At 37.6% G+C, this 23,161-nt stretch carries 21 protein-coding genes and 1 tRNA gene; 10 read left to right on the top strand and 12 right to left on the bottom strand.

The window, feature by feature from the left end:
* Nucleotides 1–199 precede the first annotated feature (199 nt).
* From mutS to AC1M83_RS11710, 4 genes are all read left to right on the top strand, one after another.
* Complete coding sequence (gene mutS, locus AC1M83_RS11695; protein ID WP_481590740.1) at nucleotides 200–2,851, top strand: DNA mismatch repair protein MutS; 2,652 nt, start codon at nucleotides 200–202, stop codon at nucleotides 2,849–2,851.
* A 235-nt stretch (nucleotides 2,852–3,086) separates the two neighbouring features.
* Nucleotides 3,087–3,410 (top strand): ferredoxin FdxA, encoded by a 324-nt coding sequence (gene fdxA / locus AC1M83_RS11700; protein WP_035266386.1) that lies wholly within the window; start codon nucleotides 3,087–3,089, stop codon nucleotides 3,408–3,410.
* Nucleotides 3,411–3,541: 131 nt separating this feature from the next.
* The gene (locus AC1M83_RS11705) at nucleotides 3,542–4,261 is read left to right on the top strand and encodes a peptidase M15 (RefSeq protein WP_481587667.1); all 720 of its coding nucleotides are present in this window, start codon (nucleotides 3,542–3,544) and stop codon (nucleotides 4,259–4,261) included.
* 135 nt (nucleotides 4,262–4,396) lie between these two features.
* The gene (locus AC1M83_RS11710) at nucleotides 4,397–5,062 is read left to right on the top strand and encodes an O-methyltransferase (protein ID WP_481590741.1); all 666 of its coding nucleotides are present in this window, start codon (nucleotides 4,397–4,399) and stop codon (nucleotides 5,060–5,062) included.
* Nucleotides 5,063–5,341: 279 nt separating this feature from the next.
* On the opposite strand, the gene AC1M83_RS11715 is transcribed toward AC1M83_RS11710, so the two are convergent.
* From AC1M83_RS11715 to AC1M83_RS11765, 11 genes are all read right to left on the bottom strand, one after another.
* On the bottom strand, nucleotides 5,342–6,184 hold the full coding sequence (locus AC1M83_RS11715; protein ID WP_481590742.1) for a universal stress protein: 843 nt from the start codon (nucleotides 6,182–6,184) through the stop codon (nucleotides 5,342–5,344).
* 110 nt (nucleotides 6,185–6,294) lie between these two features.
* The gene (locus AC1M83_RS11720; protein WP_481590761.1) at nucleotides 6,295–6,912 is read right to left on the bottom strand and encodes an acyltransferase; all 618 of its coding nucleotides are present in this window, start codon (nucleotides 6,910–6,912) and stop codon (nucleotides 6,295–6,297) included.
* Entirely contained in the window at nucleotides 6,899–7,501 is a 603-nt protein-coding gene (locus tag AC1M83_RS11725; RefSeq protein ID WP_481590743.1) for an IMPACT family protein, read from the bottom strand. The genes AC1M83_RS11720 and AC1M83_RS11725 overlap by 14 nt, the downstream gene beginning before the upstream one ends.
* Nucleotides 7,502–7,610: 109 nt before the next feature.
* Nucleotides 7,611–8,798, bottom strand: coding sequence for an HlyD family type I secretion periplasmic adaptor subunit (locus AC1M83_RS11730; RefSeq protein WP_035266373.1), 1,188 nt, complete (start codon nucleotides 8,796–8,798; stop codon nucleotides 7,611–7,613).
* A complete protein-coding gene (locus AC1M83_RS11735; protein WP_092767723.1) occupies nucleotides 8,795–10,930 on the bottom strand; it encodes a type I secretion system permease/ATPase in 2,136 nt (711 codons plus the stop codon). The genes AC1M83_RS11730 and AC1M83_RS11735 overlap by 4 nt, the downstream gene beginning before the upstream one ends.
* Entirely contained in the window at nucleotides 10,927–12,333 is a 1,407-nt protein-coding gene (locus AC1M83_RS11740) for a TolC family outer membrane protein (RefSeq protein ID WP_481590762.1), read from the bottom strand. Before AC1M83_RS11740 ends, AC1M83_RS11735 begins: the two co-directional genes overlap by 4 nt.
* 1,425 nt (nucleotides 12,334–13,758) lie before the next feature.
* Entirely contained in the window at nucleotides 13,759–14,505 is a 747-nt protein-coding gene (gene lptB, locus AC1M83_RS11745; protein ID WP_481589320.1) for an LPS export ABC transporter ATP-binding protein, read from the bottom strand.
* Nucleotides 14,505–15,035 carry a lipopolysaccharide transport periplasmic protein LptA gene (gene lptA, locus AC1M83_RS11750; RefSeq protein ID WP_373683313.1) on the bottom strand — a complete coding sequence of 177 codons (531 nt, stop codon included), beginning with the start codon at nucleotides 15,033–15,035 and terminating at the stop codon, nucleotides 14,505–14,507. The genes lptB and lptA overlap by 1 nt, the downstream gene beginning before the upstream one ends.
* A gap of 25 nt (nucleotides 15,036–15,060) precedes the next feature.
* Nucleotides 15,061–15,606, bottom strand: a complete 546-nt coding sequence (lptC, locus tag AC1M83_RS11755) for an LPS export ABC transporter periplasmic protein LptC (protein WP_481590744.1) — start codon at nucleotides 15,604–15,606, stop codon at nucleotides 15,061–15,063.
* Between the two features lie 39 nt (nucleotides 15,607–15,645).
* Nucleotides 15,646–16,185 carry a KdsC family phosphatase gene (locus AC1M83_RS11760; protein WP_035266365.1) on the bottom strand — a complete coding sequence of 180 codons (540 nt, stop codon included), beginning with the start codon at nucleotides 16,183–16,185 and terminating at the stop codon, nucleotides 15,646–15,648.
* A gap of 3 nt (nucleotides 16,186–16,188) precedes the next feature.
* The gene (locus AC1M83_RS11765; RefSeq protein WP_481590745.1) at nucleotides 16,189–17,181 is read right to left on the bottom strand and encodes a KpsF/GutQ family sugar-phosphate isomerase; all 993 of its coding nucleotides are present in this window, start codon (nucleotides 17,179–17,181) and stop codon (nucleotides 16,189–16,191) included.
* 195 nt (nucleotides 17,182–17,376) lie between these two features.
* On the opposite strand from AC1M83_RS11765, the gene cysS reads away from it, so the two are divergent.
* The 6 genes from cysS to AC1M83_RS11795 all read left to right on the top strand — a co-directional run bounded on the left by cysS (nucleotide 17,377) and on the right by AC1M83_RS11795 (nucleotide 21,977).
* The gene (gene cysS / locus AC1M83_RS11770) at nucleotides 17,377–18,798 is read left to right on the top strand and encodes a cysteine--tRNA ligase (RefSeq protein WP_481589323.1); all 1,422 of its coding nucleotides are present in this window, start codon (nucleotides 17,377–17,379) and stop codon (nucleotides 18,796–18,798) included.
* A 64-nt stretch (nucleotides 18,799–18,862) separates the two neighbouring features.
* Nucleotides 18,863–18,938, top strand: a tRNA-Gly gene (locus tag AC1M83_RS11775).
* A 590-nt stretch (nucleotides 18,939–19,528) separates the two neighbouring features.
* Entirely contained in the window at nucleotides 19,529–19,969 is a 441-nt protein-coding gene (locus AC1M83_RS11780) for a PAAR domain-containing protein (RefSeq protein ID WP_481590746.1), read from the top strand.
* A gap of 4 nt (nucleotides 19,970–19,973) precedes the next feature.
* The gene (locus AC1M83_RS11785) at nucleotides 19,974–20,570 is read left to right on the top strand and encodes a hypothetical protein (protein WP_481590747.1); all 597 of its coding nucleotides are present in this window, start codon (nucleotides 19,974–19,976) and stop codon (nucleotides 20,568–20,570) included.
* Nucleotides 20,563–21,054, top strand: coding sequence for a hypothetical protein (locus AC1M83_RS11790; RefSeq protein ID WP_481590748.1), 492 nt, complete (start codon nucleotides 20,563–20,565; stop codon nucleotides 21,052–21,054). Before AC1M83_RS11785 ends, AC1M83_RS11790 begins: the two co-directional genes overlap by 8 nt.
* 230 nt (nucleotides 21,055–21,284) lie before the next feature.
* Entirely contained in the window at nucleotides 21,285–21,977 is a 693-nt protein-coding gene (locus tag AC1M83_RS11795; protein WP_481590749.1) for a cupin domain-containing protein, read from the top strand.
* A 13-nt stretch (nucleotides 21,978–21,990) separates the two neighbouring features.
* On the opposite strand, the gene AC1M83_RS11800 is transcribed toward AC1M83_RS11795, so the two are convergent.
* A complete protein-coding gene (locus AC1M83_RS11800) occupies nucleotides 21,991–23,067 on the bottom strand; it encodes a nitrilase-related carbon-nitrogen hydrolase (RefSeq protein WP_180028226.1) in 1,077 nt (358 codons plus the stop codon).
* Between the last annotated feature and the right edge of the window lie 94 nt (nucleotides 23,068–23,161).

The raw sequence follows: 23,161 nt of genomic DNA on the forward strand, positions 1-23,161 counted from the left end.
TTTACACAAAGAATTTGCATAAATGGATATCGAATTTAATTATTCAATGAACGAAATTGAGTCGTTGGTTATAATATTGGTTCGACTCATTTATCTTTTGCTAAAAATAGATCTTATAATCGATTTACGCATTTTTTCTCATGCTAAGCTTGAGCAGTACTTCTTCGTTTCAAAATTTAACTACAGGTTTTTTTCACAGATGACTTTAGATCAATCCAATATCGATCTTTCAACATTGACGCCAATGATGCAGCAATACATGACGGTGAAATTACAGCATCCGCATTCGTTAATGTTCTATCGTATGGGTGATTTCTACGAGTTATTTTTTGATGATGCGCATAAAGCCGCCAAAATTTTAGGGATTACGTTAACCCACCGTGGTAAAGCGAATGGACAACCGATACCGATGGCTGGGGTTCCTTATCATGCAGCAGAAGGATACTTAGCGCGTTTAGTTAAAAAAGGTGAAACCGTTGTTATTTGTGAACAACTTGGGGAAGTCACTGGTAAAGGACCTGTCGAACGTGGTGTAGTCAGAATTATTACACCGGGGACATTGACAGACGACGCATTGCTGAATGCCCATCAGAGTTCAAATTTAGTATCCATCTGTATTAAATCTGATGAAATTGGTATCGCCCTATTAGATCTCAGTGCAGGTATTTTTAAAGTCCAACAACAAAGTTTTCAAGCTGAACAACTTCCTCTGGAACTTGCGCGTCTTATGCCAAGTGAAGTTTTGATTGATGAAGATTTCAAGCATCCAGAAGTGGTTGAACAGATTAAGCAAATTCTTGATTGTCCCGTTACTAACCGCCCAAATGTAGACTTCAATCTGAATAATGCGCAAAAAACTTTATGTGATCAATTTGCCGTAAGTACTTTATCTGGCTTTGGAATTGAACATCTTGAGTTAGCGAAAGCAGCCGCGGCAGCTTTAATTCATTATGCTAAAGATACCCAAAAGACAGCGTTGCCACATATTCGTTCAATTCGACTTGAACAAAGCTCCGATTTTATCGCTCTTGATCCTGTAACGCGACGGAATCTAGAGATTATTGATCCTTTGTTTGAGCATGGCACTTCATTATTTGATTTGACCAACCAATGCCAAACGGCTATGGGTAGCCGACTGCTGAGTCGAACCTTGATGCAACCGATTCGTGATACTGCATTGTTAGATCAGCGTTTAGATGCGATACAAACCATATTATCTGGCTATCATGAAGCTCCGATTCGTCTGGTATTAAAAGAAATCAGTGATATCGAACGCGTACTCAGCCGTGTGGCATTAGGAAGTGCACGACCGCGTGATTTGGTTCAACTACGTCAAGCCTGTGCTCAGATTCCGTATTTACGCCATGCATTAGCACCAATGACCTCAACACAGCAATCCACTTTAATCAATCAACTGAATGAGGAATTGGGTGACTTTAATGGTTTACATCATCGCCTCATGTCAGCCATTGTGGAAAACCCTCCTGTTCTACTCAGAGATGGCAATGTCATTGCAAATGGTTTCGATCATGAGTTAGATGAACTCCGTCAAATACGCGATCATGCAGGACAATTTTTAATTGATTTAGAGATCAAAGAAAGAGAAACAACAGGTATAAACACACTAAAAATCGGTTATAACCGAGTGAGTGGGTATTATATTGAATTAACCAGAGCGCAAGCAGAACAAGCTCCTGCCCATTATATTCGTCGTCAAACATTAAAAAATGCTGAACGTTACATCACCCCTGAATTGAAGTCTTTCGAAGATAAAGTGCTTTCAAGTGAATCGCGTGCATTGGCTCGTGAAAAACTTTTGTTTGAAATGTTATTGGATGAATTGCGTCAAGATATTGCCAATCTTCAAATGATGGCGAGTGCTATTGCTCAACTGGATGTACTGACAAACTTCGCACATCTATCAAGATTATATAATTGGAATCGTCCGGAATTTAGCCCTGAAATTGGAATACACATTCAAGCAGGACGCCATCCCGTTGTTGAATCACTGATTAAAACCCCTTACACCCCAAATGATACTTATTTAGATGCACAGCATCGTATGTCGATTATCACAGGCCCAAATATGGGTGGTAAATCGACATTCATGCGTCAGACGGCGTTAATTACGCTCTTGGCATATTGCGGTAGTTTCGTTCCAGCGAAATCTGCCAAATTGGGACCTATTGATCGGATCTTTACGCGTATCGGTTCAGCAGACGATCTTTCTTCTGGCAAATCTACATTTATGGTGGAAATGACGGAAACTTCTCAAATTTTACATCATGCCACACAACAATCTTTGGTATTGATGGACGAAGTAGGTCGTGGCACAAGCACTTATGATGGTTTGTCATTAGCTTGGGCTTGTGTTCTTGATTTGACGCATCGCATTAAATGTTTATGTCTTTTTGCAACGCACTATTTTGAATTAACAGAATTAGGCATGGATCCGTGTATTGATAATTATCATGTCACTGCGCAAGAAGTGAATGGTCATCTCATCTTGTTGCATAAGGTTCAAAAAGGTCCTGCAAGTCAAAGTCATGGTTTACAGGTCGCTAAACTAGCAGGTATTCCTCAAAACGTGATTAAAGAGGCTCAAGCTAAACTTAAAAAACTGGAGAAACTCCAACTGCAAACTCAACCTGTGCAAAAAGATTTGTTCTCTCAAGATTTATTTTCAAATAGTAAACCTGTAGAAAAAATTATTGAAGTTGAAAAAGTGGTTGAAATTCATCAACCTTCTCAAGTTGAACAACTTCTTTCAGAAATTATTGTAGATGACTTAAGTCCAAGACAGGCTTTAGACCAACTCTACCAACTCAAACAATTACTCCAAAAATCTTAGTTCAAGCACACTCAATCAATAAGCCAGCGATCTGCTGGCTTTTTTTAATCATGATTTTTGAAATCAGAGGCAGAATGCCTGAGAATTTGCAAATTAGTACGATCTCATCATAAATATTACTGATTTAGTAGCATCCCCTATATTAAATATCAAGAAAAGGAATTGTTAGTTTCGTTCAATTTGCCTAAAATACAGCATTCGTTATTAGAACCATATTTTTTAGGTAGCTGACGCCATGACCTTTGTTGTCACTGAAAATTGTATTAAATGTAAGTATCAAGACTGCGTAGAAGTTTGCCCAGTTGACTGTTTCTATGAAGGTCCAAACTTTCTAGTCATTAATCCAGATGAGTGTATTGACTGCGCGTTATGTGAGCCTGAATGCCCTGCTAATGCCATTTTCTCGGAAGATGAACTGCCTGAAGGTCAAGAAGTCTTTATCGAACTCAATGCTGAACTTGCTGAAAAATGGCCAAATATTACTCAGATTGGTGATCAACCAGCTGACCGTGAAGAATGGAATGGCAAACCAAACAAATTGCAATATTTAGAAAAATAAACCAATGAGAGATCAGCTTCGGCTGATCTTTTTTATACCCAATTGGTACATTTATTTGCAATTTATACGCATTCTTGATAATCAATTAGCATAAAATAGAAACTTATTTGCTTTAGTAAAATTTATTTATAATGAAATTAATTTTGAAGGGCTTGTGCTCAATCAGTGCAATATCGTTGATATTGATTGGATGTACGTCCTCCCCTCAAAAAGGACGAACAATCGTCACCAATGATGGTCAACGCATATATATTCCACAAGAAAAAATAACCTATGAACGTCCAGCGCGACCAAAAGTCATGCCGAATTCTTATCGTGTTTGGCTGATGCAAGGAAATAACCAAGCTGAAGCACGGGAATATGAACAATACTTAGAACGTAATAATGTTGGCAATATTATCCCAAGTTTTGAACTTTTTAAATCAGCACGTGCTTGGCAGAAATGTGGTAAATCTGAATATATGGTTCCAAACCGTGAGCTATGGTCGAATCAGTTACCGACACTGAAAGTATTTAAATATCTCGTTGCAGCAAGGATTTTAACTGATTTTGAGGTTACATCTGTATATCGTGATCTTCCATTAAATCAATGTGCTGGTGGTGCAGGTTCGTCTCGACACTTGTATAACTCAGCCATTGATTTCAGAATTGGTCCTGAATTTCCTCAGGCTGAAGATTATGCCTTCATCGAAAATTCTAAATTTAAATTATGCCAATTTTGGCAAAATTATGGTCAAAGCTTAAATATGGGCTTAGGTTTGTATGCGACTGGTCAAATACATATTGATACTCAAGGTTACCGTACTTGGGGACCTGATCTGACTCGAAATACATCTTTATGCCATTACTAATTCTAGATGATCAGATTAAATTAAGAGGTCTTTGACCTCTTTTTTTTGACTGATTTTTCAGCATCAAAGCATCAGAAATTTGCACATTCACTCGAAACGATTACAATGCACTGAACTCCCTAAAGGTACTCAGTTATGCAACAACAATGGTCAGATATTGATGCTTATATTGAATCTCATCTGATGCCAGAAGATCCAATTTTAACTCAGACTCTACAAAATACAGCTGATAAGGGTTTTCCTGACCATCTAGCAGTTGCTGCTAACCAAGGCATGTTATTACAAATGTTGATTCAAATGAATCAGTGTAAGCGTGTGTTAGAGCTTGGAACCTTTGCGGCTTATAGCACCATGTGGATAGCAAGAGCCCTTCCTGAGGATGGATATATTCTCACGATCGAAGGTCGTGAAACACATGCAGCACTCGGTCAAGAAAATATCGACAATGCTAAATTAAAGCAAACGGTTGAATTAAAAGTCGGTCGCGCTGCGGATATTCTCACATCTTTACCTGAAAATTTTGAGCCATTTGACTTTATATTTATTGATGCTGATAAACAAAGTTACCCAGAGTATTTAGAACTATCACTTAAATTTTCACGCTCAGGTACCATTATTTTTTTAGATAATGTGATTCGCGCTGGTGATATTCTGGATGAAAAAAATGTCAAACCAAGCATCGAAGGTATTCGTGAAATGTACCGCCTCATGCAGAATCATCCTCGACTACTGTCGAGTACAGCCTTACAAACGGTCGGCAGTAAAGGACATGATGGTTTTGCACTGGCGATTGTCAAATAAATCTTAATACTAGTCATTAGTATCACTTAAAGGAGTATTCATCAATTTGAATACTCCTTTTTCTTGCACTAAAGCCCTGAAAAAGTTATCCCCGATTCCTGTTTGTATTCCTGTGGATAAAAATAAAATATTATGGCAAATAACTGATTTTCATGTATTTTAATTAAAAGATTATAAAATAATCAAACCAGATAAACCTACTATTCTAAAAATTTATCCACCTTCATTCGGTAAAGTTTAACCAATATTTATCAAGTAAAATTAATCAAAATTGATTGATCATTTAGCAACCAACAATGGAACGACTGAATTTCTAAATATATTGGTTGTAATACTGCCCAAGAAAAATTGTTTTACTTTACTGCGACTATAAGCGCCTAGCACAATTAATTGAATTTGATGTTGTTGCTGATAATCTAAAATATTCTCAGCGACATCTCCAAAACGGTATTCAACAACCACATCCAATTCAGCTTCACGTAAATACTGAGCTGGGATATCAAGAATTTCGGGATGATCACCCACATAAAGCAAATGACACTGAAGTGTTCTTAATAAATCACTTTTAGCAACACGATGCATCATTTCTTTACAAGTCTGAGAATCTTCATAGGCGAAAATAAAACGTGTTGGTGGCTTAAAGGTTTCACCAACAGTTAAAACCGTACAACGAGCACCACGAATAAAATTCTCTACATTACTCCCTAAGCTTTTGTGTTTTTCCGCGGAGCGCTCACCTACTCGACCAATAATCGCAATATCATTTTCATTTAAAACATTGAAACTCTGTTCGAGGAAATCGCCTTTTTCTTGAATTTTTATCGGCGTAATACCATATTTTTCTTCAATCACTTCTGAAATATGTGAAAGAAGATTATTACTATAATCTAAAGCTAATTCACTTTGTTTTTGTTCTAATTCCGCGAGTTCTTTTAAGAGCATCGCATTACTTTCAAATCCAATCACACCACTAATTTCACCCAGATGATAACTTGCAGGATAGTAATCTAAAACCTGTAAAAGGACTAACTCACGTTTAGTTCGATCCGCAATCCAGGCTGCTGCTTCAGCTAAGGCATGAATACATGGGGATGAATCAATACACGCAATTACACGGTTCATGATTGCCTCACTTTGACATGATGTCTGATTGTTCTTTTCTTTAAACTATCATAGCTTTCGGGCAAATGAACATGGTTTATGTAATTTAATTCAATCTTTCACGTTACGAATTATTCACGCATTCGTATAAATTGAGCTGGATTCCCTGCAACAACTTCTCTTGCCTGAATATCCTTAGTAACCATACTATTCATACCTACAATCGCCTGTTCATGTATGGTCACGCCATCTTTAACACCTACATGTGTCCCTAACCAAACATCACGATGAATCTCAATGCCTTTTGAGCGTACTGCTTGCTGGTAAATAGGTTGATCTAAACTCATGCCATGATCAAAGGCATAAAGATGACAATAAGCTGCGATCCGTACTTGGTCATAAATTTTAATCCCAACGCGTCCACCATCTAAAATACAATGATGATTAATGGCGACTTCAGACCCAATTTCTAAAGGACCATGCAAGGTACAATCAGCGGCAATAAATGTATTATCCCCAATAATAATCTTTCGACCACGCTCAGCAAAAATATGGGCTAAAGGGGAAATGAAACAATTTTTTCCAATTTCAACAGTCTCCATATCCATTAAATAGGCTTGATAATCTTTTTGCCAAGCTTCTGCCCATTCACGATGCTTTGCCTTGAGTGACCAATATAACCAAGGCATGTAATTCAAACGATGTTTATGCTGTTCTCGGTACTTGAGTAAAGGATCATGTTCCGTCACGTTCGACATCCTCTATATTCAATTGTTCACGTCCACGAGTCACATCTTGGATTTTCAGTTTAAACGGCTCAATTTCATGAATTTGCATACGCGCAGTAATCAATACTCCAGAGTCAACATATTCTTCAATATATTCAATTTTTTGTTGATTTAACTCATATTGAAAAATAGACCACTCATTAAATTGACATTTAAAATTTACAGATTTCTTTTCGATGAGTTCAATTTTTTCGACCTGTAATAAGCATTGCCCTGCTACACCTCCGTATGCTCGTACCAAGCCTCCAGTTCCGAGTTTGATACCACCATACCAGCGGTTTACCAATACAATAATATTAGTGAGCTCATTCCCTTCAATCGTTGCAAGTATGGGTCTTCCAGCTGTTCCTGAAGGTTCTCCATCATCATTAAAACGGACTTGATGCCCAATTTTCCATGCCCAGCATTGATGGGTCGTCGAGGCATCAAAATACTGGTTTAAAAACTCTTTTACATCCTGTTCATTTTCCACAGGTGCGGTGATCGCCTGAAAACGGCTTTTCTTAATATCTTCTTCATAGATATAAGTCTGAGCAAGAGTAAATGGCATGGTAAATTACAAAGGTTGAACTCAAATACATTATGCGTGATTCAATCATATTAAAAAACCCAATCAAAACATCATTGATTGGGTTTTAAACAGACTGAAAAAATAGAGATTATCGTTCGCGTAACGCTTCTTTCGCCTTATTGAATGGTTTCAACAGGTATTCAAGAATCGTTTTTTGACCTGTCTTAATATCAACCGTTGATACCATACCCGGCGTGATTGGGAAAGCTTGCCCAGCTTTGTTATAAAGCTTGTCTGAATCAGTACGAATATACACACGATAATAGAATTGATCTTGTTTAACTTCATCACGTAGCGTATCAGGAGAAATAACTGTTACCTCTCCTTTCAAGCCACCGTAGATTGAATAATCGTAAGCAGTGATTTTAACTAAAGCTTCCTGTCCAGGATGAATAAATGCAATATCACGCGGTGAAATTCGCGCCTCAATTAAAAGTTGTTCATCTAAAGGGACAATGGTCATCAACTTACCATTCTGAGGAATAACACCACCCAAAGTCATCACATCAATTTCTTTTACCACACCGCGGACTGGTGCTTTAAAGATTGTACGATTCAGACTATCAGATTTACCTTTGATCACTTGTTGTTGAGTTTCGACATCAGTGCTCGCCTTAGATAACTCTTCGCGTGCCTGCACATAGTACTGGTTACGAATATCGTTAATTTGGTTGGTCAATTCATTTGCTTGACGTTTTAAACGTAAAACTTCAACTTCACTCGCAGCACCTTTGGCAACAAGCGGTTCTGTCATTCTCAATTCTTGCTGAACTAACGTAAGTGCTTGCGTTAAGCCAGCAATAGATTCTTCCATATTGGCACGTCTAGAACGATAAAGCTGAGTTTCTTCAGCAACCAATTTTGGAATTTTTTGAACTGACTCTGGAAATACCAGTGGACCACCATTCACTTCCGCACGTAAACGCGCAGCTGTTGCTTGCGATGACAGTAGTAAAGATTCTGATTCACCCACATTTGAAGCAAATCGTGTCGGATCAAGTTGAGCAAGGGTTTGCCCTTTTTCAACAATATCACCTTCTTTAACTTCAAGTTTGGTTAGAATCCCGCCCTCTAAAGATTGAATCACTTGTTCTTTAGAAGTTGGAACCACTTTACCTGTACCATTAGAAACTTCTTCAAGTTTGAAAATAGCTGCCCAAATAATGAGTGCAAGCAAACCCAGACCAATAATCCAAATCGTAATACTAACCTTCGGTAATGGTGGCTCTAACTGAGACACTTTTAATGAACGTTGTTGTTTTAATTCTTCGCTCATGATTTAGCCCCTGAATTTGCTTGTTGCTGGCCAGAATTATTTAAAATTTGATCACGTGGGCCATCCATAACGATACGACCATCATTCACCACAATAATACGATCCACTAACTCTAATACTGCACGGCGGTGGGTTGCCACAACCAATGTGCGATGTCCAAGCCAGTTCTTCATATGATCAATTAATTGTTTTTCAGATACATCATCAATCGCAGCTGTAGGCTCATCTAACAACAGAATATTTGGCTGACAAATGAGGAGTCTTGACAATAAAAGTGCCTGACGTTGTCCACCTGAGAAGCCTACACCACCTTCTAAAATAATATGATCTAGTCCCTCCTTCTTTTCTTGAATGAAGTTGAGTGCACCGGTTACTGCAAGTGCTTTTAATAAATCATCATCTGTAGCTAATGGTGCACCTAACGTTAAGTTTTCTCTGACTGTACCAAAGAATAGGTGCGCATTTTGATTCAACAAACCTACGTCACGACGAACGTCCGATGGATCTAACAAGGTAATATCAATATTATCTAATTGAACCTTACCTTGAACTGCAGTTTGCATACCTGAAAGTAATTGAAGAATGGTCGATTTACCTGCACCGTTACGCCCAAGAATCGCTATTTTTTCACCTGGTTTAATTTCAAGTTTAGGAATAACGATACTTGGTTTAGGATCTTCTTCGCCGTATTTAAAGACCACACCATTTAATTCATAATGACCATCGAGTACTGATCGCTGAATCAATTGTGAACGCTCAGGATGGTCAACCTGTTTACTCATTAATTCATCAAGACTTTCTTTCGCTGTTTTAGCTTGCTGATAACGACCAAGAACACCTGTAACCTGTGCAATTGGCGCTAACATACGTGATGATAGAATCGAACATGCCACCAACGCACCGGTGGTCATTTCTCCATCCATTACCGCAAAACAACCCACCAACACCACAATTGCAAAAGTCAACCCCTGTAATTTTTGAGTCCAAAGATTCAATACGCCTACAATTTTACGTTGTTTCATGCTGATAGAAGCTGAAACATCATTCATGTGATTCCACTGATTTTGAAAGCGGGACTCTGCACGTAGCAGTTTAATATCTTCAATACCTTGAACAGCTTCAACGAGAATCGCATTTCGTATTGATGACTCACGCATACCCTCTTTAGCCAATTGCGCTAATTTTTTTTGCGCCAAAAGCCCTGGAATAATCATCAGCGGTACAACCACCAAAATTACCCAGAAAAGATTGCCACCAATGAGCCAAAAAATACCAAGAAACAGGAAGAAGAATGGTAAATCAGCAAAGGCGGTAATTGTTGTAGATGTTACAAGCTCACGTACACCTTCTAGTTCACGAATTTGTGAAATAAACGTTCCCGTGGATTTAGATCGTTCACTATTTTTAATACGTAAAGCATGACCAAAGACCCGATCTGAGACTCTTAAATCCGCACGCTTACCAATCATATCTGAAAGAATTAATCGTGAGTATTTCAATGCGAATTCAAAGATTGCAGCAAGTAATACACCACCTGCCAATACCCACAAGGTTGGAATAGATTGTGCTGGAATAACTCGGTCATACACATTCATCGAGAATACGATTGTCGCGAGTGCTAATACGTTTGCAAGCAATGATGCAAACATAATATCGATATAGCGTTTCCAATCGCGTAATACAATTTCCCAAAACCAATTTTTTTCGTACGGTTTAATGTATTCGTCAATACGCGCATCAGGTACTGAGGTTTCTGGTCTTAAAATATAGACTGAGTCGATGACATCTAATAATGTATCTACTGAAAATGTCTGTGCTAACCCTTCATCACCGCTCAGTTGAACACTTGCGTTACCTTGTGCATCTGCACGATCAATGACGCCAACTTGCCCATCTTTAAATCCGACCAATACCGGTAAACGCCACGGATTTAAAATATCGGGGCTAAAATCCACTTTACGGACATGCAAACCTACTTGGCGTGTCATAATTGCCAAGATGTCATCGACTGACTGGTTCTGATTCCAATTTAGTTCTAAGCGAATACGTTCAGCAGAGGTTTCAATTCGATAGTGACGTGCAACCGTCAGGACACCTTGTAACCATGGTTGATAATTTATTCTTGTATTCATGGTTTCAATTCTACCCCTTGAATGGTCAAATTATTAAGTTGATATACATCGCGGCTCTTACCAGAAGCGGCAATATATTGAACTAAGTTTTCATAAATATCATAACGTGCCGTTTCAATATCTGAATTTGAACGGTGAATCGCTTGCTCAGCATTTAAAAGATCAACAGCTGTACGAGTGCCAAGTTTATATTGTTCTTGATATAACTCTTTCGTTCTGACTGATGTCGCTTGTTGATCAATCAATACCTTCATTTGTCGCTGTTTATTTTCTACTTGCTCTTGAGCACGACGTATTTCATCAATTGTTTCTAAATAAATTGCATTTACTTTTGCTTTAGCAGCTTCTTCTGCAAACGATGCCGCACGACTACGTGAACTAATTGCACCACCTTGGAAGAAAGTACTATTTGCTTCAAGCATAATAGAGCTATCTGTTCCATCGTCTTGATTGTTATTTGGATTACGTCCGTTGACTGCTTGACTTAATGTACCTTTAACATTTAACGTAGGATAACGACTCAATTGAGTTTGTTTTTTTTCTAATTCTGCAACATCAACTTCAGCTTTGGCAGCCATCATTTTCGGAATTTCGTTAAACTTTGGCTCTGAATAAATATCTGAAGCCTTAATTAAACTCTCAGGAATTTCCCAGTTATATTTTGATATATCTGTTCCCATCAAAGTTCTAAGACGTTGTTTAAATACATTGAGCTGTGTTTCTTGCAGAATTAAATTTGATTGTGCAGATTCATAATATGATTGCGCTTGAATTGGATCGGCCTGACTGCTGATACCTGCCTCTGCACGTAAGTTAGCAATTTCTCGGATTCGTGATATACCAGCAATTTGCTCACGTGCAATACGTGTAATTTCTTCATATCGCTTAATGTTCACAATGGCAGAAGCCACTTCAAGAGCAATTTGGTCAATTGTGACAAGAACTTGAGCTTGGCTAAACTGCAACTTGGCTTCTTCTGTACTGACTAGTGATTTTTGTTTACCAAAGTCAAAAAGTAGTTGTGTCGCATTGACATTAAATAATTGACGCCCTCTTTCTCCTGAAGTCATATCTCCAGTTGAAACACCTGCACTCAACTGTGGGTAATAACCTGCTTTAGCAACATCAATAAATGCATTTTGTGATGCAAGTGAAGAAACACTTTGTGTCACTTCAGGATGTCTAGCTACTGCGATCTTGATCGCATCGTATAAGCTTAACGTTTGTTTATCAGTCGTACCATTCACAAGTGGCATCATAGATACTGGAGCACTTGGCGAAGCTTGTGTCGTAATCACAGGCAATTGCTCAACATGTTTAGGATCAAAGCTAAAATCACTCAGTTCATTTAACTTAACTTGTCTAAAGTCATCATCAGCTTTAGGTTTAAAAAACTGATCCATATTTGATTTTAATGCAGTTAAACTGAATTTTTTCTTTGCTTGAGGTTCAGCATTCACCGTATTGTATTTTTGTTCAGAGACGACTTGATCAGCTTTAGGCTTAATATTTACAACTGGCTTAATCGACTGCGATTGTTCAGATATTTTCGCTTTCTGCTCTATTGGTTTTGAATAAACAATTGTAGGTTTATTTACAGCCAAAGCACTAGTCGGTTGCTGAACGATCAAGTTTGGACGCTCAATTACATTCTGTGTTTCTAACTTATTATGAGAACCTGATTTAAAAGGCCAAAAAGCTTTGGCTTTAGATACAAGACTTTGACGATGTTCAACTTTCGCTACAGTTGAAGGTGGAGCTTGTCGCAAGTTGTTTTGGCTGTTAATTTGTTGATCATTAACAATCTTCGGTTTTGGTGTACTAGACACTTTCAATGAAGATTCACTCACCGATTTTTGTAAAGTCGGTGTCAAAACTTTTGTATTTGAAACATTGCCAGTAGCTTGGTGATGACCCTCATCCAACTTAGTTTTATCTTTGCCTATATTCCCAATAAATGTAAAGAGTTTACTTTTTGGTTTTTCTGTTTTGTCTTCTGAAACCGATGTTTCATTTTCTAGTAATTTTGCGTGTTGCGCGTCAATTAAAGATTCTGTTAGTTGATTTTGGATCTTTGGTTTAAGCGGTTTTAAAACCTGACGAGTGTCTTTAGTAGCGGGTTGTACAGTAGATGAAATAGTAGGTTTTAGAACATTTGGCGCTGAAGCCTCTTCAATATCCTGCTTTACCTTTGGCAGCAATACTTTTGGTTCAGATGCCGCTTTTTCACGCTTAACAAATGCAAAGAAAGATTTCTTTTGAGTCTTTTCCTTCGACTCATTCTGAGACTGCGAATTAGATAAAGGTATCGTGTTAACTTGAGCAATTTCATTTTCGACTATGTCGTCTAAATCAGGAACTTGTTCAATAACTTTAGGAACAAGAACCTGTTCTTTCACTTGCTCTTTCGAGATTTTGGATTTCGATTGGAATAATTTAAAACGTGGCTTTTCAAGCTGTTCAGGTATATCTTCAACAGTCTTTTTTTCCAAACTAAAATTGATTTTGGGTTTTTGTAATTCTGCTGATAGTGCACGTTGGGTATCGTCAATTGCTAGAGGAGCGATTGCATCTTCAGCATGTACTTGTGTCGCACATAAACTGATCGCAAACAGCGTGATATACCCCATATCCTTCTGACTTAATTGATGTTTAGCCACTTGTAATCTCTATTAAAAAGTGTGAACTACGTCACATAAAATCAATCGTATTCTACAATGATTTTTATATTATTTCTGCGTCAATTGTAAACTTACGATTTGTTTGAGTTAATTTACAGTCTAAATATCTATAAAACAACATTATTTTATAGATATCACACTATTTTTTTAAACTGTGAAATCATCACCTAAATAAACTTTACGGACAGTTTCATCCATAAGTACTTGATCTGGTGTTCCTTCCGCAATGACAGATCCTTCGCTGACAATATAAGCATGCTCACAAATCGCGAGCGTTTCGCGAACGTTATGGTCTGTAATGAGCACACCGATACCACGTTCTTTTAAATTGCGAATAATGTCTTTGATATCACCTACAGAAATTGGATCTACCCCAGCAAAAGGCTCATCAAGGAGCATAAACTTAGGATCGGCGGCTAATGCTCGAGCGATTTCAGCACGGCGACGCTCCCCCCCTGACACACTCATCCCCAAAGAATCTTTAATATGTGTAATTTTAAAGTCTTCTAATAACTCTTGAAGTCTCTCTTTGCGTTGTTGCTTATTAAGATCCTTGCGCGTTTCAAGAATCGCCATAATATTATCTGAAATACTCAATTTACGAAAAATTGAAGCCTCTTGTGGCAAATAACCAATTCCATGACGAGCACGCTCATGCATTGCAAGGTCCGAAAGATCAAGATTATCTAAATGAATTTCACCTTTATCCATTCGAACCAGTCCGACTACCATGTAAAAGCTTGTCGTTTTTCCCGCCCCGTTCGGTCCAAGCAAACCCACAATTTGACCACTTTGCATGCTAAATGAAACATCTTTCACCACCCAGCGTTTACTATAAACTTTGGCAAGATGTTTAATTTTTAATGTTTGGATTTGTGATTCATTGACACTCATTAATCACGTACTCCAGAGAATGATTTTGAGGCAGAAGGTGGAATGATAATTTGTACACGACCTTTCGAACTGCCTGTGCCACTACTGCCACCGCCTACAACTTCGATATCACCCTTATTCATACTGTAACGCAAAGTGTTCCCACGAATACTTGCGCCATCTTGATACAAGTATGCATTACCCGACAAAGTAATAATGCCTGTATCAGCGTTATATACAATTTTAGAGGCTTCACCACGTGCAATGCCACGTTTAGACTCTAATTGCTGTTGGAATTTTGCAGGGGAACCTGACGCATTTACTGAGCTAATTTGGCGATTGGCATTGAGATTAGCAACTATAGAGGCTGCATTTAACTTGAAAGTACCTTGTTCAACAGAAACATTCCCCACATAGGTCGTTATACCTGTTTTGTCATTATAGGTCGCACGATCAGCTAAAAGCATGATGGGTTGATTACGATCACTTGGCAATGCAAATGCCATAACAGAAATAGAACTGAGTGCCACCATTGCTATTGCTTTAAGCATTTTTGAACCTGATAAATAAGAAGGTTTAGTTTGGTGCATACTTTCCTCGAATATTTTTAAAATAGTACTGACCTTCATTCAAATCTGCTTCTAAGCCTTGGCTGACAAAATCTGCATTTGGTGTTTGTACAGTAACTTGCTCAGATGTTTCAAGCTTTCTTGTTTTTGGATATCCTGTAAGCGCATCGGTTCGAAAAACCATTTTGCCCATTTCTCCTTGCTTGGTTGCAACAACATCTCCAGATAACACAATCTTCTCATTGTCATTGAAACCATGTGCTTGTTTAGCATAAAACGTAGCGTCTTCTACATTATTAGTAAACATGCTGGCATTTAAATTCTGCAAGCTTGATGTTTTCTGTTTCATATCTTGGTTCAGCTCATCCACTGTAGCCTTAACATAAAGCATCCCTTTTTCATCAGTTTGCAAAAGATTAATATTCTTTGCTGAATATGTCATCGATTGAGCGGATGAACCCTCTAATTTTTTCCCTTTACCGCTGTAATAATAATAGCCACCACTTATAGCAGCGACAATAACAGCAGTAATATATAAAACTTTAGTATCCATAAATCATCAACTATATTCAGCGTTCATATCAACTGCGTATTAGTGCGTTACAGCCAAATATTTTTCAAGAAGTTCATGGTAAACCCCTTTTGACAACAATAACATGTCACAAATTTCACGCACAGCGCCACGACCACCATAAGCTTGGGTTACAAGGTCTGCACGACGACGAACTTCAACATGACCATTTGGCACTGTTACTTTCATTCCCGCAATCGCAAAAGCTGATAAATCTGGCCAATCATCCCCCATATACAAGCAATCTTCTGGTTTTAAACCCAGTTGCGTACAAGCTTGCTGTAAGGCAGTCCCTTTGTCTTCACGCCCCTGATAAACTAAGTCTACACCTAGATCATTCATACGCTTTGTCACAATATTGCTTTGGCGACCTGTAATAATGACAACTTTAATTCCAGCTTGCTGAACAAGTTTCATCCCAAGTCCATCACGAATATCAAATGACTTAATTTCATCACCTGAGTTCGTCAACGTTACAAAACCATCACTTAGAATACCATCCACATCCAAAACCAACGCTTCGATATGTCGTGCTTGTTCTAACAATACATAAGATGCCATGAATTAATTTACCCCAGCTTGAATTAAATCGTGCATGCTAATCACACCAATCACTTGTTTGGCATCATTGACTACTACAAATTGATTGATTTTTTTAGCATTCATTTGCTCTAGCGCTTCAACCGCTCTTGCTTCTTGTGAAATGGTTAGAGGATTTTCAATCATAACCTTTGATACAGCAAGATTAACATCAAAACCTTGTTGCTTATCAATGAGACGTCGTAAGTCACCATCCGTAAATATACCTAACAGAACATCATTTTCATCCACAATTGTGGTTAATCCGAGACGTTTGTTTGATATTTCGTATAAAACTTTATTCATTGGTGTATCTGGTGAAACTTTTGGTAGAGAGTCACCCACGTGCATCAGATGTTTAACATGCAACAGTAATCGCTTACCGAGTGCACCAGCTGGATGTGACATGGCAAAATCATTTGCAGTAAATCCACGCGCTTCAAGTAAAGCAACAGCCAAAGCATCACCTAAAGCTAAAGTCGCTGTCGTGCTTGAAGTTGGTGCCAAACCTAATGGGCATGCCTCTTGAATATGACCAAGTGTAAGCGCAACATCAGCGTTCTGTGGCATTGGTCCACGGTCATCACCTGAAATTGTTATCAATGGCACACCCAAATGTTTGATGAGTGGCATTAACATCATGATTTCATCACTTTTACCAGAGTTCGAAATCGCGATCAGCACATCTCCACGCACCAACATCCCGAGATCACCATGACCTGCTTCACCTGGATGCATAAAAAAAGACGGCGTTCCTGTTGATGCAAATGTTGCAGCCATTTTTCGACCGATATGACCAGATTTTCCCATACCTGTGACCACTAAACGACCTTGGCACTGCAGGATAATTTGACATGCTTTGGTAAAACGATCATCAATCTGACTGGATAGTACCGATAAAGCTTGACGCTCAATCTCCAAGGTTTCTTTTGCAACCTTTTGAAAATCAATTGGATATGTAGTATTTTCAGAATTCAAATCTGGGCACCTTGAGGCTGGATTCAGCCACAATTTCAATTATAAAATTATTCTTCATATATTAACATAAGCATGCAAGTATCTTTTTCTTAAATGTATAAATTTCATTTGCATAGATTTTTTACGCATAAAACTTTGTGAAAGATAAGCCTTAGGTTAAGATGAACCACCATTTTTTTAGCTTTTTGAAGACCTATGCAACCATTTGTTCTATATAACTCAGAGCAACGAAAAAAAGTTGAGTTTGTACCACGCAAAGAAGGACATATTGATATGTATGTCTGTGGGATGACAGTTTACGACTACTGTCATATCGGTCATGCTCGGGTTATGGTTGCATTTGACTATATTATTCGTTTTCTTCGTAGCCAAGGTTGGAAAGTTAAATATATTCGCAACATTACTGACATTGATGACAAAATCATTGCACGTGCAAATGAAAATGGTGAAAGCATTACAGCACTCACTAATCGCTTTATTCAGGCAATGAATGAAGATGCTGCAAATTTAGGATGCTTGGCACCTGATGAAGCACCTCGTGCGACAGAGTACATCGATCAAATGCAAAATATGATTGGTACTTTGGTCAATAATGGCACTGCATATCCTGCGTCAAACGGTGATGTGTACTTCGAAGTCGAAAAATTTAAAAAATACGGGCGTCTGTCTGGTCGTAAACTCGAAGACATGCAAGCAGGTGCTTCCGAACGAGTCGATGTTGAAGTTGAAAAGAAACATCCTTTCGATTTTGTGCTATGGAAGCATGCAAAAGAAAATGAACCTTCTTGGAAATCTCCTTGGGGGAATGGTCGTCCAGGTTGGCATATCGAATGTTCAGCAATGTCTACATGTTGCCTTGGTAATCATTTTGATATCCATGGTGGTGGTTCTGACTTAACCTTCCCCCATCACGAAAATGAAATCGCACAAAGTGAAGCTGCAACTGGTGAACAATATGTAAACTATTGGATGCACGTAGGCTTTATCAATGTCGATGGTGAAAAAATGTCTAAATCTTTAGGCAATTTTTTCACGATTCGCGATGTCATGGAAAAATTCCATCCTGAAGTTATTCGCTACTTTATCGTTTCATCACACTATCGTAGCCCTGTGAATTTTTCTGATACTGCGCTTAAAGAAGCTAAAAACACATTAAGTCGTTTTTATCATTCATTTAAAGCATATCAACAGATATATGGTGCCGAAATTAATTCGCAATACGATGAAGCACTCGTTGAAAAGTTTAATGCAGCAATGCGGGATGATTTCAACACATCAGAAGCGATTGCGGTACTGTTTGAAATCAATAAAGAATTAAATCGTGCCGTAAAAGATGAACTTGCTGAACAGGCGGCCATATATTATGCCACCTTGCGCCATCTGACCAATATCTTAGGTCTTGTTCAACATAATGTTGATGAATTCCTAAAATCAGATATTGGTCAAGAAAGCTTATCTTTGAGTAATGATGAAATTGAAGATCTCATTCAACAACGCAAAGATGCCAAAAAAGAGAAAAACTTTGCGCGTGCAGATGAGATTCGCCAAAATCTTCTTGATCAAGGCATTGTACTTGAAGATACGCGTCAAGGAACTTTATGGCGACGTGCTGATTAATTCATCAATTAAGTTTTGGAAGTGTTGACAGGGTGTGCAAAATCACTATAATTCACACCATATTGCGGGAATAGCTCAGTTGGTAGAGCACAACCTTGCCAAGGTTGGGGTCGCGAGTTCGAGTCTCGTTTCCCGCTCCAAAATTTTAAAAGCTTCAGTCGAAAGATTGAGGCTTTTTTTATTGACTTAGATTCTCAAATAAAGTCGATCTAGATTAAATTATTGGAAAGAGGCAACACTTCACAGCCAACAGCCAACAGCCAACAGCCAACAGCCAACAGCCAACAGCCAACAGCCAAATTATTTATAAAAAATGAGATTTTAAATGAATAGTTATAAGTCAAAAATTTAGAAATCGATTACCGCATTTATGCAAAAACGTTAAAGTGTGAGTCAACAAATAAGTGCCTAGCTATTATTCCCATATTAATATTAAAAAAACATAAAATTATTCAATTCCAACGCTAAATTACAACTTAATAATGACCATAGATCCTAGCAACTACGTAATTTTGAAATAACATTATTATTCAATATGTTTTGTTTACAAAAGAGCATCTCATGTCACAGCCTTTTTATCGATAATATTTGACTATTCAATTGGGTTAGTCAACTTGAGACTTAAAATGCAAGCAACAATAACAATAGGCGATAAAACAACTCATGGTGGTGTAATTACTGAAGTTGATAGTACTTTTTTGTTCAGGGAAAAGCTGCTCATCTTCAAGGTATGAAACACTACTGTCCGAAATGCAAAACAATGGTTTCAGCAATAGCTAGTAATAGTCTTGTTCTTATTAATGGCAAGGCAATGATTGTCGCTGGAGATAAAACTACATGTGGGGCGACTTTTATTCCAGGTCAAGTTCTAGTTGGAAAGTCACAAGGATTGGGAATGGGTTCATTTTCTCAAAGTACAAATGCTTTAGTTGAATCTAACAATTTAATTGATAACAAAGAGCTTTATAAAGCTCAATTTGAATTCAAAGATGAACACAACGGAACACCTCTTGCTGATTTTTTCTATATTTTAACATTACCAAATGGTGAAAAAATTGAAAACTTTACCGGGAATGATGGCAAAACAATAGTTCATGAAATTGGTTATCAACCTGCTGAGGTGAAAGTTGAAACCTTCGATTTATCTAAGCCTATGAAACCTTTTGAGTAAAATTATGAGTGATAAATTAAGTCCAAACACTGAAACAGTTCCTGGTAATGCTAAAGCATGGGAAGGCTACCCTGATAAAATTGAAAACTGTTCTGTCAGTCAACCATTTTGCCTTTTAGAGTTTAATCGGAAAATAGTTCAACCATACAACTTTATGATGCCTGCTCATATGTGGAAACACTTAGCAAATACAAATAAGCTAGAATACGCATTGGCAATTCGTTTTGGATTAGAACATGATGTATTACCACATGAGAATCTATTATCTGCAACAGGCTACCACACAAGAATGTACGTTCTGTTCCAGAGATATTTGAAAAAAAATGTTGTGAAAGAAGCAGCATTAATCGTTGCAGAATTTAAAAGTAATGAGTTTAAAACTAGGTTTGGAACAACTTTCGCTATTCAAGATCTGATTGGACTCAAAGGTACTTTAGATGATCTTAATATTAGTGATGTAATGGCTGGTGCGGCAGTTTTACAGATGAAAAATAGTGGTGAGAAAATCAACCGCTCAATGTACAAATTACTCTTCAACCAAGATTATAATCCAAAAATGCTAAAGGTTTTAGCTGAACAAGGAATTTATCCCGATGTTTAAAAATTCACATTTATTAATAGTTACTATTTTAACTGCTGCATTGTTTTCTACTGGATGTAATTCATCGCCTTCACTTCAACAAGAAGTGGATATTCAAGCAAGTTTTTTACCTACAATGTTACGTATTGATGGAAATATTTTTGCTTTAGCTAATCAAACCTCCCCAAATAATTTAACAATGGAGTTATTCGAATCTACTCTTTTAAAAGCAACTATGCTTCGTAAGTATGAAAAAGAAGCCAAAAATAACTTCAGTCTTGAAAAAGATCGTAATCCTGTAGAGCTTAACTCTATGTGCTTAATGACTAAATTTCTACTCAATAAATCTTACATTGAAAAAGCTAATTTAAATTCGGAGTTCTATGAAGATATTTATGGTTGGATTAATACCAAAAATAAACTTTGGTCAAATTTATTGAAAGGTACTACCGCTGGAACGTTTGAATATCCATGTATCGTAAAACAATCAAATATCCCGAACTAGTTCATTCTTATGTTGCAATTAAGCACTTATAAAGTGCTTTTTTATTGACTTAGATTCTCAAATAAAGTCGACATAGATTAAATTATTGGAAGGAGAAAAGAGGAGCTAGCCGACCAAAGTCAAAGTTGCTCCACGCCCAATCACTCTCGAACTTGAACAGGTTTTCATCTTAAATTCACGCTTTTTTTGATAAAATTAATCACTTTAATGCACTTTTTTAGGCTAAAAGCATGAGATTAAATGCTGACTTCTCTCAACCTGTGATGATTGCTCCAGAGGATTACCAATGGATTCAATCCCCAAGAGGCGAAGTTAAACGAATGATGTTTGATCGTGTTGGCTTAGAACAAGCAAGAGCAACCAGCCTAGTTGAGTTCCCTTCAAATTCTCAGTTCCCAGAGCATCAACACCCCTTCGGTGAAGAAGTTCTAGTGTTAAAAGGGACCTTTACTGAAGATGATCATCAGCACTATCCATCTGGATGGTATATGCGAAATCCTCACCTTTCTAAACATATTGTCTCGAGCGTAGATGGATGTCTGATCTTGGTGAAACTCATGCAAATGTCTGAAGAAGAAAAATTAGCTACCCGAATTGATACTCGTGACGAGCGAAACTGGACCTATTTAAACAACAGAAAGATTTGCCAACTGTTTCAATCTGAGTATGAACACACCTTTCTCGAAAAACTCGAAAGCCAACAATTTTTCGAATCAACATATCATAACGGTATTGAAATTTTCATTATCGAAGGTGAACTGGTGATGAATGAACGAAATTATTCAGCTGGTTCGTGGATGAGGTTTCCGACTCAACATCGTATTGAATTCAAAGCAGGTGCTTCTGGCGCTTTGATTTATGTAAAAAAAGATCATTTAAAAAATATATACCCCAAAAAACCCAATACATTATTGGGTTTTTAAGCTAGTGCATTGATTAAGATTCATCATATGCGCTTTTTTTCCAGACACCCATATCAATAAGCTTCTGAATTTGCTTATCAATCACTTCCGCTTTATATTCGTCGTGATGTCCCTGTTTTTGCTGCAAATACAAATTTTTAGGATATATATTATTTTTATAAATTAATTGTGCGCATTCTGCACGTATATCTTTCATCCAATTGGTCACCTGAGCGTGTGTACGATGATAACGAAGTGCCTCAATATCAACTACACCAGTCACATAGGTAGATCCATTGGTATCATGCTGTTTACCCACTATTTTACCTTTATGGTCCACAATCATAGAAAGACCACCACCACAATCGATTGGTGCTAATGTATTTTCATCAAGATACATCCCCCCAATATTAGGTGCTACTACGTACATATTATTTTCTAAAGCACGAGCACGATTGGAGATTTCAAATACATCATTTTCAGTAAATGAAGCTGGTAAAGATGCACGATAGACGACTTCAGCACCATTCATCGCTAGGCCTCGACCATTTTCTGGAAAATTACCTTCCATTGCCATCATGATGCCCAATCGACCAATTTCCGTATCAACTACTGGCCAAAATGATTGAAGCTCTTCACCATATTTTTTTACCCACTCATCATACAAATCATGAGGTGATGCTGAACGCTCGCATGGCAATAAAGCAGACATTTTGTGGTGTTTTAAAATAATTTCGCCTTGAGGATTTATAATAAATCCGACATTAAACATAATGCCTGGCCAATCCTCATTTTTAGCTTTGGCTTGCGCCATGATAAAAACATTATGTTTTTTAGCTAACTCACCTAAACGATCTGTTTCAGGGCCTGGTATATCGATCGCACCATCATCCAAGAATTCTTGAATATCAACATCGAGTGCTTCATCGTTGAAGCCCTGTAATGCCCCCTCAGGGAGAACCAACAGTCTTACTGGAATATCTAAAGAACTCAACCATAATGCACCGGATGTAAGTTCCTCTAAATGAGAGATATTTTTCATAATATCTGCTCTACAACTTGTGCCCCATATTGTTGGAACTAATCCTACTACACCATAAGGTTTGATCATTTTATTTTCCTCTAAATCCATTCAGTTTTTTTATGTACTTAAAAATTATCAGTGTACTGATAATTATACAAGTTCAAAAACCAAATAATTTAGA

The sequence above is a fragment of the Acinetobacter sp. 25-47-130 genome (assembly GCF_056779705.1).

Bases quoted from the DNA above. Each gene is read 5' to 3' on its own strand.
- mutS (WP_481590740.1), top strand. From the start codon at position 200: ATGACTTTAGATCAATCCAATATCGATCTTTCAACATTGACGCCAATG.
- fdxA (WP_035266386.1), top strand. From the start codon at position 3,087: ATGACCTTTGTTGTCACTGAAAATTGTATTAAATGTAAGTATCAAGAC.
- AC1M83_RS11705 (WP_481587667.1), top strand. From the start codon at position 3,542: ATGAAATTAATTTTGAAGGGCTTGTGCTCAATCAGTGCAATATCGTTG.
- AC1M83_RS11710 (WP_481590741.1), top strand. From the start codon at position 4,397: ATGCAACAACAATGGTCAGATATTGATGCTTATATTGAATCTCATCTG.
- AC1M83_RS11715 (WP_481590742.1), bottom strand. From the start codon at position 6,184: ATGAACCGTGTAATTGCGTGTATTGATTCATCCCCATGTATTCATGCC.
- AC1M83_RS11725 (WP_481590743.1), bottom strand. From the start codon at position 7,501: ATGCCATTTACTCTTGCTCAGACTTATATCTATGAAGAAGATATTAAG.
- AC1M83_RS11730 (WP_035266373.1), bottom strand. From the start codon at position 8,798: ATGAGCGAAGAATTAAAACAACAACGTTCATTAAAAGTGTCTCAGTTA.
- AC1M83_RS11735 (WP_092767723.1), bottom strand. From the start codon at position 10,930: ATGAATACAAGAATAAATTATCAACCATGGTTACAAGGTGTCCTGACG.
- AC1M83_RS11740 (WP_481590762.1), bottom strand. From the start codon at position 12,333: ATGGATCAGTTTTTTAAACCTAAAGCTGATGATGACTTTAGACAAGTT.
- lptB (WP_481589320.1), bottom strand. From the start codon at position 14,505: ATGAGTGTCAATGAATCACAAATCCAAACATTAAAAATTAAACATCTT.
- lptA (WP_373683313.1), bottom strand. From the start codon at position 15,035: ATGCTTAAAGCAATAGCAATGGTGGCACTCAGTTCTATTTCTGTTATG.
- lptC (WP_481590744.1), bottom strand. From the start codon at position 15,606: ATGGATACTAAAGTTTTATATATTACTGCTGTTATTGTCGCTGCTATA.
- AC1M83_RS11760 (WP_035266365.1), bottom strand. From the start codon at position 16,185: ATGGCATCTTATGTATTGTTAGAACAAGCACGACATATCGAAGCGTTG.
- cysS (WP_481589323.1), top strand. From the start codon at position 17,377: ATGCAACCATTTGTTCTATATAACTCAGAGCAACGAAAAAAAGTTGAG.
- AC1M83_RS11780 (WP_481590746.1), top strand. From the start codon at position 19,529: ATGAAACACTACTGTCCGAAATGCAAAACAATGGTTTCAGCAATAGCT.
- AC1M83_RS11785 (WP_481590747.1), top strand. From the start codon at position 19,974: ATGAGTGATAAATTAAGTCCAAACACTGAAACAGTTCCTGGTAATGCT.
- AC1M83_RS11790 (WP_481590748.1), top strand. From the start codon at position 20,563: ATGTTTAAAAATTCACATTTATTAATAGTTACTATTTTAACTGCTGCA.
- AC1M83_RS11795 (WP_481590749.1), top strand. From the start codon at position 21,285: ATGAGATTAAATGCTGACTTCTCTCAACCTGTGATGATTGCTCCAGAG.
- AC1M83_RS11800 (WP_180028226.1), bottom strand. From the start codon at position 23,067: ATGATCAAACCTTATGGTGTAGTAGGATTAGTTCCAACAATATGGGGC.